The sequence below is a fragment of the Streptomyces kanasensis genome, assembly GCF_043077165.1.
GTDB classification, from domain to species: Bacteria; Actinomycetota; Actinomycetes; order Streptomycetales; family Streptomycetaceae; genus Streptomyces; species Streptomyces changanensis.
On record NZ_JBIBSF010000007.1, the window covers coordinates 243,220 to 258,578 of the forward strand.

The following is a 15,359-nucleotide window of genomic DNA, read 5'->3' on the forward strand; positions in this document are numbered from 1 at the left end:
GGCGCCCGGTCAGGCGTCCGGCCCCACCCCCCGGGCCGGCGCGGGCACCCGGTCGAGCCCGGCCGCGTACTTCCGTGCCGCAGCCCGCAGTTCGGGGTGCGCGGCCCCGCCCGCGGCGAGGATCCGCGGCAGCAGCTCGCGCCGGGTCGTCGCGGCGCGGAACGCCAGCGCCACCGTCACGTCGTGGTCCGGCCGGTGGAGCACCTCCACGCGGTCGCCCGCCCGGACCTCCCCAGGAACGACCACCCGCAGGTACGCGCCCGGCGCCCCGCGCCCGGTGAACCGCCGGACCCACCCCGGCTCGCCCAGCCGGCCGGCGAAGGTGCGACAGGGGACGCGCGCGTCCGACACCTCCAGCACCAGCGACGGCCCGATCCGCCACCGCTCACCGAGCAGCGCGCCGTCCACGTCCACCCCACGGGTCGTCAGGTTCTCCCCGAAGCAGCCGTTGGGCAGCGTCCGGCCGAGCTCCCGCTCCCAGTGGTCCAGCTCCTCGCGCGCGAAGGCGTACACCGCCTGGTCGGACCCGCCGTGGTGGCGCCGGTCGCAGACCGCGTCCCCGGCCAGCCCCCCGCCGCCCTCGCCCTTCGGCCCCGGGTCCGCCACCCGGACGGGCCCCTCCACCGGCACCTTCCCGATCCCGGTCTCCCCGCTCGGCGCACTCGTGTACGCCACCTTCCGCGCCCGCCCGACGTTCACCGTCAGCACGCGCCCCACCATCGGCTTGTCCATGCGCGCACAGTAGCGCCGCCCCCTCAAACGATCCACGGGATATCTCGCGCCGGTCCAAAGCACCCCTTATATTCATGGAGTGATCGAAGCCCGCCACCTCCGAGTGCTCCGCGCCGTCGCCGCCACCGGCTCCTTCTCCGCCGCGGCCCGTGAACTGGGCTGCACCCAGCCGGCCGTCAGCCAGCAGATGAAGGCCCTGGAGTCCTCCACGGGCACGCCGCTGCTCATCCGCACCGGCCGCGAGATGCGCCTCACCCAGGCGGGCGAGGCCCTCGTCCGGCACGCCGCGGGCATCCTCGCCGGACTGACCGCCGCGGAGGAGGAGGTCGCCGCCATCGCCGGCCTGCGGGCGGGCCGCGTACGCCTCGTCTCGTTCCCCAGCGGCAGCTCCACGCTGGTGCCCACCGCCCTCGCCGCCCTGCGCGCCGCCCACCCCGGCACCCGCGTCTCGCTCGTCGAGGCGGAACCGCCGCGCTCGGTCGAGATGCTCCGCGAGGGCGACTGCGACGTGGCGCTCGCCTTCCGGTACGCGGGCGGCGCGGCCGAGTGGGACGACCTCGTCGTGCGCCCCCTGCTCACCGACCGGCTCGTGGGGCTCGTACCCGAGGGCCACCGCCTCGCCGGCGCGGGGTCCGTGGCGATCGGGGAACTGGCCGACGAGCCGTGGATCGCCGGCTGCCCGCGCTGCCGCCGGCAGCTGGTGGACGTCTGCGAGGGCGCCGGGTTCACCCCGCGCATCGACTTCGCGACGGACGACTACCCGGCGGTCGTGGGCCTCGTCGGCGCGGGCCTCGGGGTGGCCGTCCTGCCGGAGCTGGCCGTCGAGTCGGTCCGCCCGCGCGGCGCCCGGACGGTCGTGGTGGAGCCCGCGGTCGAACGGGAGATCGTCGCCCTCACGCTGCCGGACCTCGCCCAGGTCCCGGCGGTCGCGGCCACCCTCGACCGGCTCGCGGAGGCGGCGGCGCGCGGCTAGGCACGGGGCACGGGCGACGGCACCCACCCGTGCACGCCCGCACCCGGCCCGCGCCACGGCCGGACCCCTGCCCGACGCCCCGCCCGGACCCCGGCCGGGCACCGCACCCACCCGGGACGCGCCGCCGGGCACGCCCCGGCTGGCACGTACGTCACCCCCCCGCACCGCGTGCAGGCCACACCCCCGTGCTCACGCCTCCGTCCCGCGCGTCACGCACCCGCGCCGTGCGTCCACGCCCAGGCCCCGTCGTGCGCCCGTGCTCACGCCTCCGTCCCGCGCGTCACGCACCCGCGCCGTGCGTCCACGCCCAGGCCCCGTCGTGCGCCCAGGCTCAGGCATCCCGCTGCCGTGCGCCCATGCTCAAGCACCCCCGTCGTGCGCCCGTGCTCACGCCTCCGTCCCGCGCGGCGCGCTCACGCGGACATGCGTACCCGGCACAGTCGGCGTACGCCCGCGCCGCTGTGCTGAAACGTTTTTTCCGGTGAGGCCCGCGTATCCGCCGTCAGCCGTGGCCCGCCGCCCCCGAGGTGGTGATCAGTCGGGTGCGCGCCCGGCCCATGAGCTCCTCGCGCTCGTCCTCGGTCAGGCCGCCCCATACGCCGTAGGGCTCCCGCACCGCCAGCGCGTGGGCCGCGCACTCGGCGCGGACCGGGCACCTCATGCAGACCTCCTTCGCGGAGTTCTCACGCGCGCTCCGTGCGGCGCCGCGCTCTCCCTCGGGGTGGAAGAAGAGCGAGCTGTCGACCCCTCGACAGGCCGCGAGCAGCTGCCAGTCCCACAGGTCGGCGTTGGGTCCGGGAAGGCGGGAGAAATCTGCCATGGCGCATGTCCCCTTGGTGCCGTACTGAGCTTACTGAGCGGTCTACTTGTCGGAGTAGATGTAAATATGACTCATTGCGAATCTAGCCATAGACACCACCAAAGGGAAGGAAAAGCCGCTAAATGGGGCATAGCTCTGAGTGAAGCGGCGGTGACCTGCGGCGCTCTCCTCCGTATGCACTCCCTCACGTAGAGTGTTGGAAGAGGTGCCCGCACCCGTAACTCTTTCGAGTGACCGTCGTTGAGAGTGCGGAGCGGTTGAAGCACAAGCGCTCGGGTCGACGCCCGAGGGCGTCGACCGCTCAGGTGACGATTCGTAACCAGCCTGGAGGCCCAAGGTGACGCGCATCAGCTGCGGAGGACGGCCATGACATCCGTCCTCGTCTGCGACGACTCCCCGCTTGCCCGAGAAGCGCTCCGCCGCGCCGTCGCCACCGTGCCCGGCGTCGAGCGCGTGACGACCGCGGCCAACGGCGAGGAAGTCCTCCGCCGCTGGGGCGCCGACCGCTCGGACCTGATCCTGATGGACGTGCGCATGCCCGGTCTGGGCGGCGTCGAGACCGTCCGCCGGCTCCTCTCCGCGGATCCCGGCGCCCGCATCATCATGCTCACGGTCGCGGAGGACCTCGACGGCGTCGCCCTCGCCGTCGCCGCCGGTGCCCGCGGCTACCTGCACAAGGACGCCTCGCGCGCCGAGCTGCGGGCCACGGTCACGCAGGCGCTCGCCGACCCCACGTGGCGGCTCGCCCCGCGCCGGCTGCGCTCCGCCGAGATGGGCGCCGCGCCGACGCTCACCGCCCGGGAGATCCAGGTGCTGGAGGGCATGAGCCACGGCCGGTCGAACGCCGAGATCGGGCGCGAGCTGTTCCTCTCCGAGGACACGGTCAAGACCCACGCCCGCCGGCTGTTCAAGAAGCTCGGCGCCTCGGACCGGGCCCACGCCGTCGCGCTCGGCTTCCGCTGGGGCCTGGTGCGCTAGGTCCCCGCGGTGGCCGTTCTCATCCCCGTCCGCCAGGCGGCGGACGGGGTGGCGCAGGCCTGATGTCTGTTTCCTGCGCGATGCCGCATCCTTGAGGAGTGGAGTTCCTCGGGGACGAGTCGATCGAGCGGGAGGGGAGGGCGCGGAGGATGACTTCCGGCGCACCTGCTCATAACGCTTCGGTGCACAAGGCTGGACGCGGTGCCACGGAGCGGTCGCGGTCAAGGCACCATGGACCGATGCGTGACGACCAGACGCCGACCACCCCCACGCCCCCCGCGGGGCGGGGGTCGATCGGCGCACTCGTCCACCGCGCGGTGGAGGGGGACGAGCAGGCCACGCACGACCTGCTGGCCCACGTCCACCCGCTGGCCCTGCGCTACTGCCGCACCCGGCTCAACCGCTTGCCCGGCGACGCGCGCCACTTCGTCGAGGACCTCGCGCAGGAGGTCTGCGTCGCCGTCCTCATGGCCCTGCCCCGCTACAAGGACACGGGCCGCCCCTTCGAGGCGTTCGTCTTCGCCATCGCCGGGCACAAGGTCGCCGACCTCCAGCGCGCCGCCATGCGCCACCCCGGCTCCACCGCCGTGCCCTCCGACGAGATGCCCGAGCGCCCGGACGACTCGCTCGGCCCCGAGGAGCGGGCCCTCCTGAGTGACGACGCCGAATGGGCCCGCCGCCTTCTCGCCAACCTCCCGGACAACCAGCGCGAGCTGCTGGTCCTGCGGGTCGCCGTGGGACTCACGGCCGAGGAGACCGGCCAGATGCTCGGCATGTCCCCCGGGGCCGTCCGGGTGGCGCAGCACCGGGCGCTCAGCCGCCTCCGGGCGCTGGCCGGGCAGTAGGACGCGGTCGCTCGGCAGGACGGGGACCGGGCGGCCGGGCGGGGACCCGGCAGCAGGAATCGCGCCCGGGCGGCAGGAGGCGGCCGACCGGGAGGGACGCGGCCCGCCGTACGGGGTCGCCGGCACCGCCGTATGGCGGATGTCATACGTGTGAACGTACGAAGCTTCCGGGTGATCTTGCTCGTGGAATGAGACACGCGCGCAGCCCGTTAGCATGGACATCCGCACCGATCAAGGCCATTGGGGAAGGTGTCATGACTGCCAACGTCGACGGAGTGCCCGAGAAATTCGCGACACTCGGGCTGACCTACGACGACGTGCTGCTGCTGCCGGGCGCGTCGGACATGGCGCCCGACCAGATCGACACCTCGTCGCGGCTCTCGCGGAACGTCCGGGTCAACATCCCGCTGCTCTCGGCCGCGATGGACAAGGTCACCGAAGCCCGCATGGCCATCGCCATGGCCCGCCAGGGCGGTGTCGGCGTCCTCCACCGCAACCTCTCGATCGCCGACCAGGCCAACCAGGTCGACCTGGTCAAGCGGTCCGAGTCGGGCATGGTCACGGACCCGATCACGGTCCACCCCGACGCCACGCTCGCCGAGGCCGACGCCATCTGCGCGAAGTTCCGCATCAGCGGCGTCCCGGTCACCGACCAGGCGGGCAAGCTGCTCGGCATCGTCACCAACCGCGACATGGCCTTCGAGACCGACCGCGCCCGGCAGGTGCGCGAGGTCATGACGCCCATGCCGCTGGTGACGGGCAAGGTCGGCATCTCCGGCGTGGACGCCATGGAGCTGCTGCGCCGGCACAAGATCGAGAAGCTGCCGCTCGTCGACGACGCCGGCCTCCTCAAGGGCCTCATCACCGTCAAGGACTTCGTCAAGGCGGAGAAGTACCCGAACGCCGCGAAGGACAAGGAGGGCCGCCTCCTCGTCGGCGCCGCCGTCGGTGTCGCGGGCGACGCGTACGAGCGCGCCCAGGCGCTGATCGAGGCGGGCGTCGACTTCATCGTCGTCGACACCGCGCACGGCCACTCCAAGCTGGTCGGCGACATGATCGCCAAGATCAAGTCGAACGCGAACGTCGACGTCATCGGCGGCAACGTCGCCACCCGTGACGGCGCCCAGGCGCTCGTCGACGCGGGCGCCGACGCCATCAAGGTCGGGGTCGGCCCCGGCTCCATCTGCACCACCCGCGTGGTCGCCGGCATCGGCGTCCCGCAGGTCACCGCGATCTACGAGGCCGCACTGGCCGCCCGCGCGGCCGGCGTCCCGGTCATCGGCGACGGCGGACTGCAGTACTCCGGCGACATCGCCAAGGCCCTGGTCGCCGGCGCGGACACGGTCATGCTCGGCTCGCTGCTCGCCGGCTGCGAGGAGTCCCCGGGCGAGCTGCTGTTCATCAACGGCAAGCAGTTCAAGTCGTACCGCGGCATGGGCTCGCTCGGCGCCATGCAGTCCCGGGGCGAGCAGCGCTCCTTCTCGAAGGACCGGTACTTCCAGGAGGGCGTCGCCTCCGACGAGAAGCTGGTCCCCGAGGGCATCGAGGGCCAGGTGCCCTACCGAGGCCCGCTCTCCGCGGTCGTCCACCAGCTGGTCGGCGGTCTGCGCCAGTCGATGTTCTACGTCGGCGGCCGTACCGTCCCGGAGCTCCAGGACCGCGGCCGGTTCGTCCGGATCACCTCGGCGGGGCTGAAGGAGAGCCACCCGCACGACATCCAGATGACGGTCGAGGCGCCGAACTACAGCAGGAAGTAGCAGGAAGCGGCACGGACCCCGCGTGAGGGGCGGTCCCGGCATGCGGCCGGGACCGCCCCTCACGCGCGTGTCGGGGATACTGGTAGGCGCAGACGTAGAGGGAAAGGCCACACATCGTGACTGAGATCGAGATCGGGCGCGGCAAGCGCGGCCGCAGGGCGTACGCGTTCGACGACATCGCCGTCGTACCGAGCCGGCGCACCCGGGACCCGAAGGAGGTCTCGATCGCGTGGCAGATCGACGCCTACCGCTTCGAGCTGCCGTTCCTGGCCGCACCCATGGACTCCGTGGTGTCCCCGGCGACCGCCATCCGCATCGGCGAGCTCGGCGGCCTCGGCGTCCTCAACCTGGAGGGCCTCTGGACCCGCCACGAGGACCCGCAGCCGCTCCTCGACGAGATCACCGAGCTGGACGAGGAGACCGCGACCCGCCGTCTGCAGGAGATCTACGCGGCCCCGATCAAGGAAGAGCTGATCGGCCGGCGCCTCAAGGAGGTGCGCGACTCCGGCGTCGTCACCGCCGCCGCGCTCTCCCCGCAGCGCACGGCCCAGTTCTCCAAGGCCGTCGTCGACGCGGGTGTGGACATCTTCGTCATCCGCGGCACGACCGTCTCCGCCGAGCACGTCTCCGGCGCGGCCGAGCCGCTCAACCTCAAGCAGTTCATCTACGAGCTGGACGTCCCGGTCATCGTCGGCGGCTGCGCCACCTACACGGCCGCCCTGCACCTGATGCGCACGGGCGCGGCGGGCGTGCTCGTCGGCTTCGGCGGCGGCGCCGCGCACACCACGCGCAACGTCCTCGGCATCCAGGTTCCGATGGCCACCGCCGTCGCCGACGTGGCGGCCGCCCGCCGCGACTACATGGACGAGTCCGGCGGCCGGTACGTGCACGTCATCGCCGACGGCGGCGTGGGCTGGTCCGGCGACCTGCCGAAGGCCATCGCGTGCGGTGCCGACGCGGTGATGATGGGCTCCCCGCTCGCCCGCGCCACGGACGCGCCGGGCAAGGGCCACCACTGGGGCATGGAGGCCGTCCACGAGGACGTGCCGCGCGGCAAGCTCGTCGACCTCGGCGTGGCCGGTTCGACGGAGGAGATCCTCACCGGTCCCTCGCACTCGCCGGACGGGTCGATGAACTTCTTCGGCGCCCTGCGCCGGGCCATGGCGACGACCGGCTACAGCGAGCTCAAGGAGTTCCAGCGCGTCGAGGTGACGGTCGCGGACTCCCAGCACAGCCGCTGACACCCGGCCGCCCCCCCGCCGAGCGCGGGGGCGCCGCCGAGCAGGGAAGGGGCCCGCACCGATGGTGCGGGCCCCTTCCGTGTGCCGGTGCCGGTGCCAGTGCCGCGGCCGCGGCACCGGCGTGGACGCTGGGCCGCGGGGCGGGGCCGACGGCGTGGCGCGCCGGGGCGTCGGCGTGCTTACGCGGCGCCCTTCTTGGCGCCGGCGAAGGCGGTCAGCGCGCCGATGCCGAGGAAGACGTACGTCATCCCGTCCGCGGCGGTCTTCCACAGGTCCGCCAGCTCGGTGAAGTTCTCGAAGAAGATCTCCGTGAACGACGCCTGGCCGAGCTTGCTGAAGACGACGGCGATGGCGACCAGCTGGCCCAGGTAGACGGCGCCCGCCGCGAAGGCCGCGGCACCGACGGCGAGGACGGGGTTGCGCCCGCCGACCTTGCCGGCGACGAAGCCGACGAGCAGGCCGACACCGACCGCCGCGTACCCGATCTCGCGCTCCAGCGCGCCACCCAGGCCGCCGTACGCGCCGGCGGCGACCAGGGCGGCGCCCAGCGCGGCCAGCAGCCCGAGGGCGATGTTGTTCCGCGCGGGCGCCGGCGGCGGGACCGGGGCCTGCGGGTACGGCTGCGGCGCGGCGGCCGGGCCGCCGGCGAACGGGTTGCCGGACTGCGGCGGCGGAACGGACTGGCTCATGGTGGGGTCCCCCCTGGAGTAGCCGTGCGCGGCCGGGACGGAGATGACGTGTCCACGGCCGCGCGAATCAGAGGCGGACATTAGCAGGCCGTACTGGCGGCGGGCGGGGGCGTGAGCGGACCGTGACCCGCCCGGACGGGGGCCGGGGCGGGGCGCGTCACGGGCGGGCCGGGTCACAGGCGGTGCGCCGCCCCCACCGGGTCGGGAGGGCGGGGGCAGCCGGCGGGGCGGGCCGGGTCACAGGCGGTGCGCCGCCCCCACCGGGGTGGCCCCGCGCGTGTCGAGCAGCAGCTGCGCCTTCACGGCCAGGCCCTGGAGGTCGTACGTGCGGTGGTGCTGGAGCAGGATCGTCAGGTCGGCCCCGGCCGCCGCCTCGTAGAGGGAGTCCGCGCGCGGGACCGGCACGTCGTGGACGCGCCACACCGGTACGTACGGGTCGTGGTAGCTGACCGCCGCGCCCATCTCCCGGAGCCGCCGCGCGATCTCGGGGGCGGGTGATCCCGCGCGGTCGGCCTGGTCGGGCTTGTGGGTGACGCCGAGCAGCAGGACCCGGGCGCCGCGCACGGACTTGCCGTGCTCGTTCAGGAGGGTGGCGCAGCGGCGGGTGACGTACTGCGGCATGCGTTCGTTGATCTGGCTCGCCAGTTCGACCAGGCGCAGCGGGCGGTGGGTGCCGACGGTGTCGACGGGCGCGCAGTGGCCGCCCACGCCGGGGCCCGGCCGGAACGCCTGGAAGCCGAACGGCTTGGTCTCCGCGCACCGGATCACGTCCCACAGGTCGACGCCCAGCTCGTGGCAGAGCACGGCCATCTCGTTGACCAGGGCGATGTTGACGTGCCGGAAGTTGGTCTCCAGGAGCTGCACCGTCTCGGCCTCGCGCGGGCCGCGCGCCCGGACCACCTTGTCGGTGAGCCGGCCGTAGAAGGCGGCGGCGGACTCGGTGCAGGCCGGGGTGAGGCCGCCGATGACCTTCGGCGTGTGGCCGTGGCCGTGGTCACGGTCCTCCGGGGCGGGGCGCGCGGGGGAGTAGGCGAGGTGGAAGTCCCGCCCGGCGCGGAGCCCGGAGCCCTCTTCGAGGAGGTCGCGCAGGGGGCCCTCGGTCGTGCCGGGCGGCACGGGGGACTCCACCAGCACGGTGGTGTGCGGGCGCAGCCGGGCCGCGAGGGCGCGGACGGCGTCGGTGACGGCCGTCAGGTCGAGGGTGCCGGAGGAGCCGGGCGGGGCGGGCGCGCAGACGACGGCCGTGCGGACGCGGCCCAGCTCGGCGGGGTTGGTCGTCGGGCGGAAGCCGGCGGAGAGCATCCGCCGGATCTCCGACGGGGTCAGGGAGCCGTCGACCGGCGGCCGCCCCGCGGCGAGGTCCGCCGCCGGGCGGGGGTCGGTGTCGTAGCCGATGGTGTCGACACCGGCTGCGGAGGCGGCCTGGGCCAGGGGCAGTCCGAGGTGGCCGAGGCCGATGACGGCGAGGTCTGCGGGCATGGGGATGGGCCGTCCTTCCCAGTAGCCGGAGGGGACGAGACACGCAAGTCCTGTGGACGGAACGAGCGGGCGCTATGTCAGACTAGGCGTAAATATGACCGTTTTGCGGTATTGGGTGGCCGTTGTCGTCCGAGTGTTGTCCACAGGTTGCGCGGGGCCGGTGGCCGATGTCGGGGAGCCGGGACAGAATCGATCCCGTGAGCCCGGTCACACGGGGGATCGGCGGCGACGGGAGGCAGCGGTGAGGACAGCGAGACTGGGACCCGCGGAGCGCACGGCGGCGCTGGCGGCGATGGCCGAGCGTCAACTCGACGTACTGGTCGTGGGCGCGGGTGTGGTCGGCGCCGGCACCGCCCTCGACGCGGCGACACGCGGCCTGTCCACGGGGCTGGTGGAGGCCCGCGACTGGGCGTCGGGCACGTCCAGCCGGTCCAGCAAGCTCATCCACGGCGGCCTGCGCTACCTGGAGATGCTGGACTTCGCGCTCGTCCGCGAGGCCCTCAAGGAGCGCGGCCTGCTGCTGGAGCGCCTGGCGCCGCACCTGGTCAAACCGGTGCCGTTCCTCTACCCGCTGCGGCACAAGGGCTGGGAGCGCCTGTACGCCGGCTCGGGCGTCGCCCTGTACGACGCGATGTCCCTCTCCTCCGGCCACGGCCGCGGCCTGCCGGTGCACCGTCACCTCTCGCGCCGGCGCGCCCTGCGGGTGGCCCCCGCCCTGCGCAGGGACGCCCTGGTCGGCGCCCTGCAGTACTACGACGCCCAGATGGACGACGCCCGCTTCGTCGCCACCCTCGTGCGCACGGCCGCGGCGTACGGCGCGCAGGTGGCCAGTCGCGCCCGGGTCGTGGGGTTCCTGCGCGAGGGCGAGCGGGTGGTGGGCGCCCGGGTGCGGGACGTGGAGGCGGGCGGCGAGTACGAGGTCCGCGCCCACCAGATCGTCAACGCCACCGGCGTCTGGACCGACGACACCCAGGCGCTGATCGGGGAGCGCGGCCAGTTCCACGTCCGCGCCTCCAAGGGCATCCACCTCGTCGTCCCCAAGGACCGCATCCACTCCACGACGGGGCTGATCCTGCGCACGGAGAAGAGCGTCCTGTTCGTCATCCCCTGGGGCCGGCACTGGATCATCGGCACCACCGACACCGACTGGGACCTGGACAAGGCCCACCCGGCCGCGTCGAGCGCCGACATCGACTACCTCCTCGACCACGTCAACGGCGTCCTCGCCACCCCCCTCACCCGGGACGACGTCGAAGGCGTGTACGCCGGACTGCGCCCGCTGCTGGCCGGCGAGTCGGACGCGACCAGCAAGCTCTCCCGGGAGCACACGGTCGCCCACCCCGTGCCCGGGCTCGTCGTGGTCGCGGGCGGCAAGTACACGACGTACCGCGTCATGGCCAAGGACGCCGTCGACGAGGCGGTCCACGGCCTCGACGCGCGCGTCGCCCCGTGCGTCACGGAGGAGGTCCCGCTGCTCGGCGCCGAGGGGTACCGCGCCCTGTGGAACGCCCGGGCCCGCACCGCCGCCCGCACGGGCGTCCACGTCGCGCGCGTCGAGCACCTGCTGAACCGCTACGGCTCCCTCGCCGAGGAGGTCCTCGACCTGGTGGCGCAGGACCCGGCCCTGGGCCGGCCCGTGACCGGAGCCGACGACTACCTCCGCGCGGAGATCGTCTACGCCACCTCCCACGAGGGCGCCCGTCACCTGGACGACGTCCTGACCCGCCGCACCCGCATCTCCATCGAGACCTTCGACCGGGGCACCGGCTGCGCCCGCGAGTGCGCCGAGCTGATGGGGCGCGTCCTCGACTGGGACGAGGAGCGGATCGCCAAGGAGGTGGAGCACTACCACAAGCGCGTCGAGGCGGAGCGGGAGTCGCAGCGGCAGCCGGACGACCAGACGGCCGACGCGGCCAGGCTCGGCGCCCCGGACATCGTGCCGCTGTGAGGACGCGGCGCACGTCGTCAGACGCGGGCCCTCCGGTCAGGGGGCGTCCGACATCCGGCGTCCGGCGTCGGCGTCCGGACGGTGGGGCGTTGGGGCGTTGGGCGTTGGCGGGCGCGGCCGGGTCGGCAGGCGCGGCGCGGGCGTCGTGCCCGCCGGGCGCGGTGGCGCGGCAGGTCGGTGCGGGGGCCTGGTGGCGTGCGCGGGCGTACGGCGGGTCGGTGCGGGTGGCGGGTGGCGCGTGTGGGGTGCGGCGGTGCGGTCGGTGTCGCGTGGTGAGCCCGGCAGTCGATGCGGCGGGGCGCTGGGTCGGTGCGGGTGGCGGGTGACGCCGCCCGGTGCGTGACGTGGCGGTGCTGCGGTGCGGCGGGCGGGGGTCGCGTCAGGTCGTGGGGCGGGCCGGGGTGGTGGGGCCCGGGCCGCAGAACTCCGCCGTGAGCAGCGAGCGCTCCAGCACGCTGCCGGTGGCGCGCGGTGACGGTGCGTGAGGGGCCAGGGTGTCCGTGTTCACGCGGAAGGTGACGACGTGTCGCCCGTCGGCCGTGGCGGCGGTACGGACGTAACTGCCCGGTATCCGACCGTTGTGGCCCCACACCGTCACACCGCAGGGGAGCCGTGTCGGCGACACGCCCGCGCCGTAGCGGCCGCCGGCCGGGGCCGTGTCGAGCAGGGTGCGCAGGGACGCCCGGGGGAGGAGCCGGCCGCCGAGGAGGGCGGCCTGGAAGCGGTTCAGGTCGGCGAGGGTGCTGACCAGTTCGCCCGCCGCGCCCGCGGCCCTGGGGTCGAGGGCGGTGACGTCCCGGCCCGAGGAGTCGTAGCCGCGGCCGTGGGGATCGGGGAGTGAGGTGCGCGTCCCAGGGAACGACGTACCGGTGAGATGCAGGGGGGAGATGATGCGGCGGTGCGCCTCCACGGCGTAGGACCGGCCGGTGGCGCCGGTGATGACCTCGCCCAGGACCACGTAGTTGGTGTTGGCGTAGGAGAAGGTCCCCGGTGCGCGCGGGGGGCGTCGCGCGAGTGCGGCACGGACGGCCCCGGACGGGGTGGTGGGCCGCATCGGAGCGGCGAGGTCGGGAAGGCCGCTGGTGTGCGTGAGGAGGTGCCGGAGGGTGATGCGGCGGTCCAGCGGTGGCGGGAGGAGACCGGGGGCGTACGCCGCCGGCGGGTCGTCCAGGGACAGTCGTCCCTCCGCCGCCAGTTGCAGGACGACGGTCGCGACGAACGTCTTGGTGACGCTGCCGACGCGGAAGCGGTCCGCCTCGCCGACGGCGGGGCCGGTCGTCTCGAACCGGGTGGTTCCGGCCGTCTGCGCGAGGAGCCCGGCGGCGGGCGCCCCACCCGCCGTGACCAGCATGACCAGCGCCGGAGACGGCTTGCCCACCGGGTCGCCGACGGACAGTCCGCAGATGGCCAGAACCAAGGGCACCACGAGACTCGTCCTCAACTTCGCCATGGCGCGGAACCCTCCCTCACCGCCATCCTTGCGGACGCTGGACCCGGGAGAACCACCGGTCCCGGAGTGAGGGACAATGGAGGCTCTGCCAGGGCGGGTTACCGCACCGCGCGGGACGCGGCAGGCGCGGGCGGGAAACAGGAACGCAGAGGGGACGCATGTCGGGAGCGGAGCAGTCGCGGGACGCGGCGCGGGATCCTCAGCGGAGCGCCGATGGCGAGGGCACGACCTCGAAGGGTGCGACGGTGAAGGGTGACAAGGCCGAGCAGGCCACGACGTCGAAGGACGCCGGCGCGGCAGGCGGAGCCCCGACGGGCGACGCGCCGGGCGCCCGGCCGGAGGGCACGTCACCGGCAGCGGACACGCCCGGGAGCGCCACGCCCCAGGACGGAACGTCCGGTGGCGGGCGGCCCGGTGGCGGCGCGTCCGCTGCCGGTGAGCCCGCGGACGACCGGTCCGGCGCCGCCCCCAAGGTGGACGTCGGCAAGAAGCCCGGCGGTGGCGCCGCCGCGGCCGGGGCGGCGCCCCGTGCCACGGCGGCCGGCGGCGACGGGCGGCTCCTGGCCGGCCGCTACCGCCTCGGCGGCGTCCTCGGTCGCGGCGGCATGGGCACCGTGTGGCGCGCCGTCGACGAGACGCTGGGCCGGACCGTGGCCGTGAAGGAACTGCGCTTCCCGAGCAGCATCGACGAGGACGAGAAGCGACGCCTCATCACCCGGACCCTCCGCGAGGCCAAGGCCATCGCCCGGATCCGCAACACCAGCGCCGTCACGGTCTTCGACGTGGTCGACGAGGACGACCGCCCCTGGATCGTCATGGAGCTCATCGAGGGCCGCTCCCTCGCCGACGTGATCCGCGAGGACGGCACGCTCACCCCGCGGCGCGCCGCCGAGGTCGGCCTCGCCATCCTCGACGTGCTGCGCTCCGCCCACCGCCAGGGCATCCTGCACCGCGACGTGAAGCCGTCCAACGTCCTCATCTCCGACGACGGCCGCGTCGTCCTCACCGACTTCGGCATCGCCCAGGTCGAGGGCGACCCGTCCATCACCTCCACGGGCATGCTCGTCGGCGCGCCCTCCTACATCTCGCCGGAGCGCGCCCGCGGCCAGCGTCCCGGTCCCGCCGCCGACATGTGGTCCCTCGGCGGGCTCCTCTACGCGTGCGTCGAGGGCCACCCGCCGTACGACAAGGGCTCCGCCATCGCGACCCTCACCGCCGTGATGACCGAGCAGCTCGACCCGCCGCTGAACGCCGGCCCGCTGGACAAGGTCATCTACGGGCTGCTGGCCAAGGACCCGGCCCAGCGCCTCGACGACGCGGGCGCGCGCGCCCTGTTGACCGAGGTCCTCCGGCTGACCGGCGCCCAGGCCGCGCCGGCCCCCGAGCCCTCGCCGGAGGCCACCCGCGTCGTACCGCTGCCACCCGTGCCGCCGCCGGTCGCGGGCGACGCCGCGACCACCCCGGCCGGCCCCGTGGCCCCCGCCCCGGCCGGTGAGGCGACCGCCGACCGGCTGCGCGGCGCCCTGCGGTCGGTGCGGAACGCCGCGGCGACGGCGACCGCCGCGAAGCAGAACCGGCCCGCCAAGCCGGAACGCTCCGGTCCGCCCGCTCCCGTACGGGCACCGCTCACCGACGTGGTGCCGCGCCGCACGCTGGTCACCATCGCGGTCGTCGCGGTACTGGCGGTCGTCGCCACCGTGCTCGCCCTCTCCCTCGGCAACGACGACACCGGCGCCCAGGGCAAGGGCGGCGACAAGGCGGCCACCGCCGGCGCCACCGCGGGCGGGGCGGACGACGCCGCCGCCACGGGGGGTGACGCGGGCAACGACGGCCGCCCCGACGGCGGGCAGGGCACCGAGCAGGGCGGAGACCAGCCGGGCACGACGACCGGCACGTCCGGCGCCGACTCCGGCACCGGATCGAGCACCGGCACCACCAGCGGGACCGGCGCCAAGCCGTCCGGCGCCCCCGGCACCGGAACGGCCCTCCCCGCCGGGTACAAGACGGTGAGCAACGGCCGCTTCCACTTCTCCATGGCCATGCCGGAGAACTTCCGCATGACGGGCGTGGCGGGCCGAGGCTCGGGCGGGATATACAGCGCCTCCGGCGGCTTCCCGCGGGTCCAGGTCGACTACACCGGCAGCCCGGGTGCCGACGCCCGCGCCGCGTGGACCGCCGCCATGGGCGCCGTCGCCGCGAGCAGCAAGGGCTACGTCCACCACGGCATCAAGAAGGTCTCCTACAACGGCTACCCGACCGTCGCCGACTGGCAGTTCGAGCGCGTTCAGGGCGGCGAGCGGGTATGGGTGCTGAACAGGGGCTTCAAGGTCGACGCCACGCACGGTTACGCGATCATGATCTCCTGCAAGTCCGCCGAGTGGAACGAGCCGGCGTGCACCACGCTGCGGAACACGGCGTTCGCGACGTTCCGGCCCACGGACTGACCG

The 15,359-nt window shown here is 74.4% G+C and carries 12 protein-coding genes; 7 read left to right on the forward strand and 5 right to left on the reverse strand.

Annotation, left to right across the window (positions count from 1 at the left end):
- Positions 1–9 precede the first annotated feature (9 nt).
- Complete coding sequence (locus ACF053_RS19370; protein WP_391954998.1) at positions 10–732, reverse strand: MOSC domain-containing protein; 723 nt, start codon at positions 730–732, stop codon at positions 10–12.
- Positions 733–811: 79 nt separating this feature from the next.
- Here ACF053_RS19370 and ACF053_RS19375 point away from each other — a divergent pair, with 79 nt between their 5' ends.
- Positions 812–1,705, forward strand: a complete 894-nt coding sequence (locus ACF053_RS19375; protein ID WP_391954999.1) for a LysR family transcriptional regulator — start codon at positions 812–814, stop codon at positions 1,703–1,705.
- 502 nt (positions 1,706–2,207) lie between these two features.
- On the opposite strand, the gene ACF053_RS19380 is transcribed toward ACF053_RS19375, so the two are convergent.
- On the reverse strand, positions 2,208–2,525 hold the full coding sequence (locus ACF053_RS19380; protein ID WP_391955000.1) for a WhiB family transcriptional regulator: 318 nt from the start codon (positions 2,523–2,525) through the stop codon (positions 2,208–2,210).
- 366 nt (positions 2,526–2,891) lie between these two features.
- On the opposite strand from ACF053_RS19380, the gene ACF053_RS19385 reads away from it, so the two are divergent.
- The 4 genes from ACF053_RS19385 to ACF053_RS19400 all read left to right on the forward strand — a co-directional run bounded on the left by ACF053_RS19385 (position 2,892) and on the right by ACF053_RS19400 (position 7,346).
- A complete protein-coding gene (locus ACF053_RS19385; RefSeq protein WP_003948568.1) occupies positions 2,892–3,503 on the forward strand; it encodes a response regulator transcription factor in 612 nt (203 codons plus the stop codon).
- A 239-nt stretch (positions 3,504–3,742) separates the two neighbouring features.
- Positions 3,743–4,348 (forward strand): sigma-70 family RNA polymerase sigma factor, encoded by a 606-nt coding sequence (locus ACF053_RS19390; protein WP_058943125.1) that lies wholly within the window; start codon positions 3,743–3,745, stop codon positions 4,346–4,348.
- A gap of 254 nt (positions 4,349–4,602) precedes the next feature.
- Positions 4,603–6,105, forward strand: coding sequence for an IMP dehydrogenase (gene guaB / locus ACF053_RS19395; RefSeq protein WP_391955001.1), 1,503 nt, complete (start codon positions 4,603–4,605; stop codon positions 6,103–6,105).
- Positions 6,106–6,221: 116 nt separating this feature from the next.
- Complete coding sequence (locus tag ACF053_RS19400; protein WP_058943123.1) at positions 6,222–7,346, forward strand: GuaB3 family IMP dehydrogenase-related protein; 1,125 nt, start codon at positions 6,222–6,224, stop codon at positions 7,344–7,346.
- Between the two features lie 179 nt (positions 7,347–7,525).
- On the opposite strand, the gene ACF053_RS19405 is transcribed toward ACF053_RS19400, so the two are convergent.
- Together ACF053_RS19405 and ACF053_RS19410 are read right to left on the reverse strand one after the other, a co-directional pair.
- On the reverse strand, positions 7,526–8,035 hold the full coding sequence (locus ACF053_RS19405; protein WP_391955002.1) for a hypothetical protein: 510 nt from the start codon (positions 8,033–8,035) through the stop codon (positions 7,526–7,528).
- Between the two features lie 237 nt (positions 8,036–8,272).
- The gene (locus ACF053_RS19410) at positions 8,273–9,514 is read right to left on the reverse strand and encodes a nucleotide sugar dehydrogenase (RefSeq protein ID WP_058943121.1); all 1,242 of its coding nucleotides are present in this window, start codon (positions 9,512–9,514) and stop codon (positions 8,273–8,275) included.
- Between the two features lie 241 nt (positions 9,515–9,755).
- Between ACF053_RS19410 and ACF053_RS19415 the strand changes: the two genes are divergently transcribed.
- Positions 9,756–11,462 (forward strand): glycerol-3-phosphate dehydrogenase/oxidase, encoded by a 1,707-nt coding sequence (locus ACF053_RS19415; RefSeq protein ID WP_391955003.1) that lies wholly within the window; start codon positions 9,756–9,758, stop codon positions 11,460–11,462.
- 379 nt (positions 11,463–11,841) lie between these two features.
- On the opposite strand, the gene ACF053_RS19420 is transcribed toward ACF053_RS19415, so the two are convergent.
- Positions 11,842–12,912 (reverse strand): serine hydrolase domain-containing protein, encoded by a 1,071-nt coding sequence (locus ACF053_RS19420; protein WP_391955004.1) that lies wholly within the window; start codon positions 12,910–12,912, stop codon positions 11,842–11,844.
- Positions 12,913–13,070: 158 nt separating this feature from the next.
- Between ACF053_RS19420 and ACF053_RS19425 the strand changes: the two genes are divergently transcribed.
- Positions 13,071–15,356, forward strand: a complete 2,286-nt coding sequence (locus ACF053_RS19425; RefSeq protein ID WP_391955005.1) for a serine/threonine-protein kinase — start codon at positions 13,071–13,073, stop codon at positions 15,354–15,356.
- Positions 15,357–15,359 lie beyond the last annotated feature (3 nt).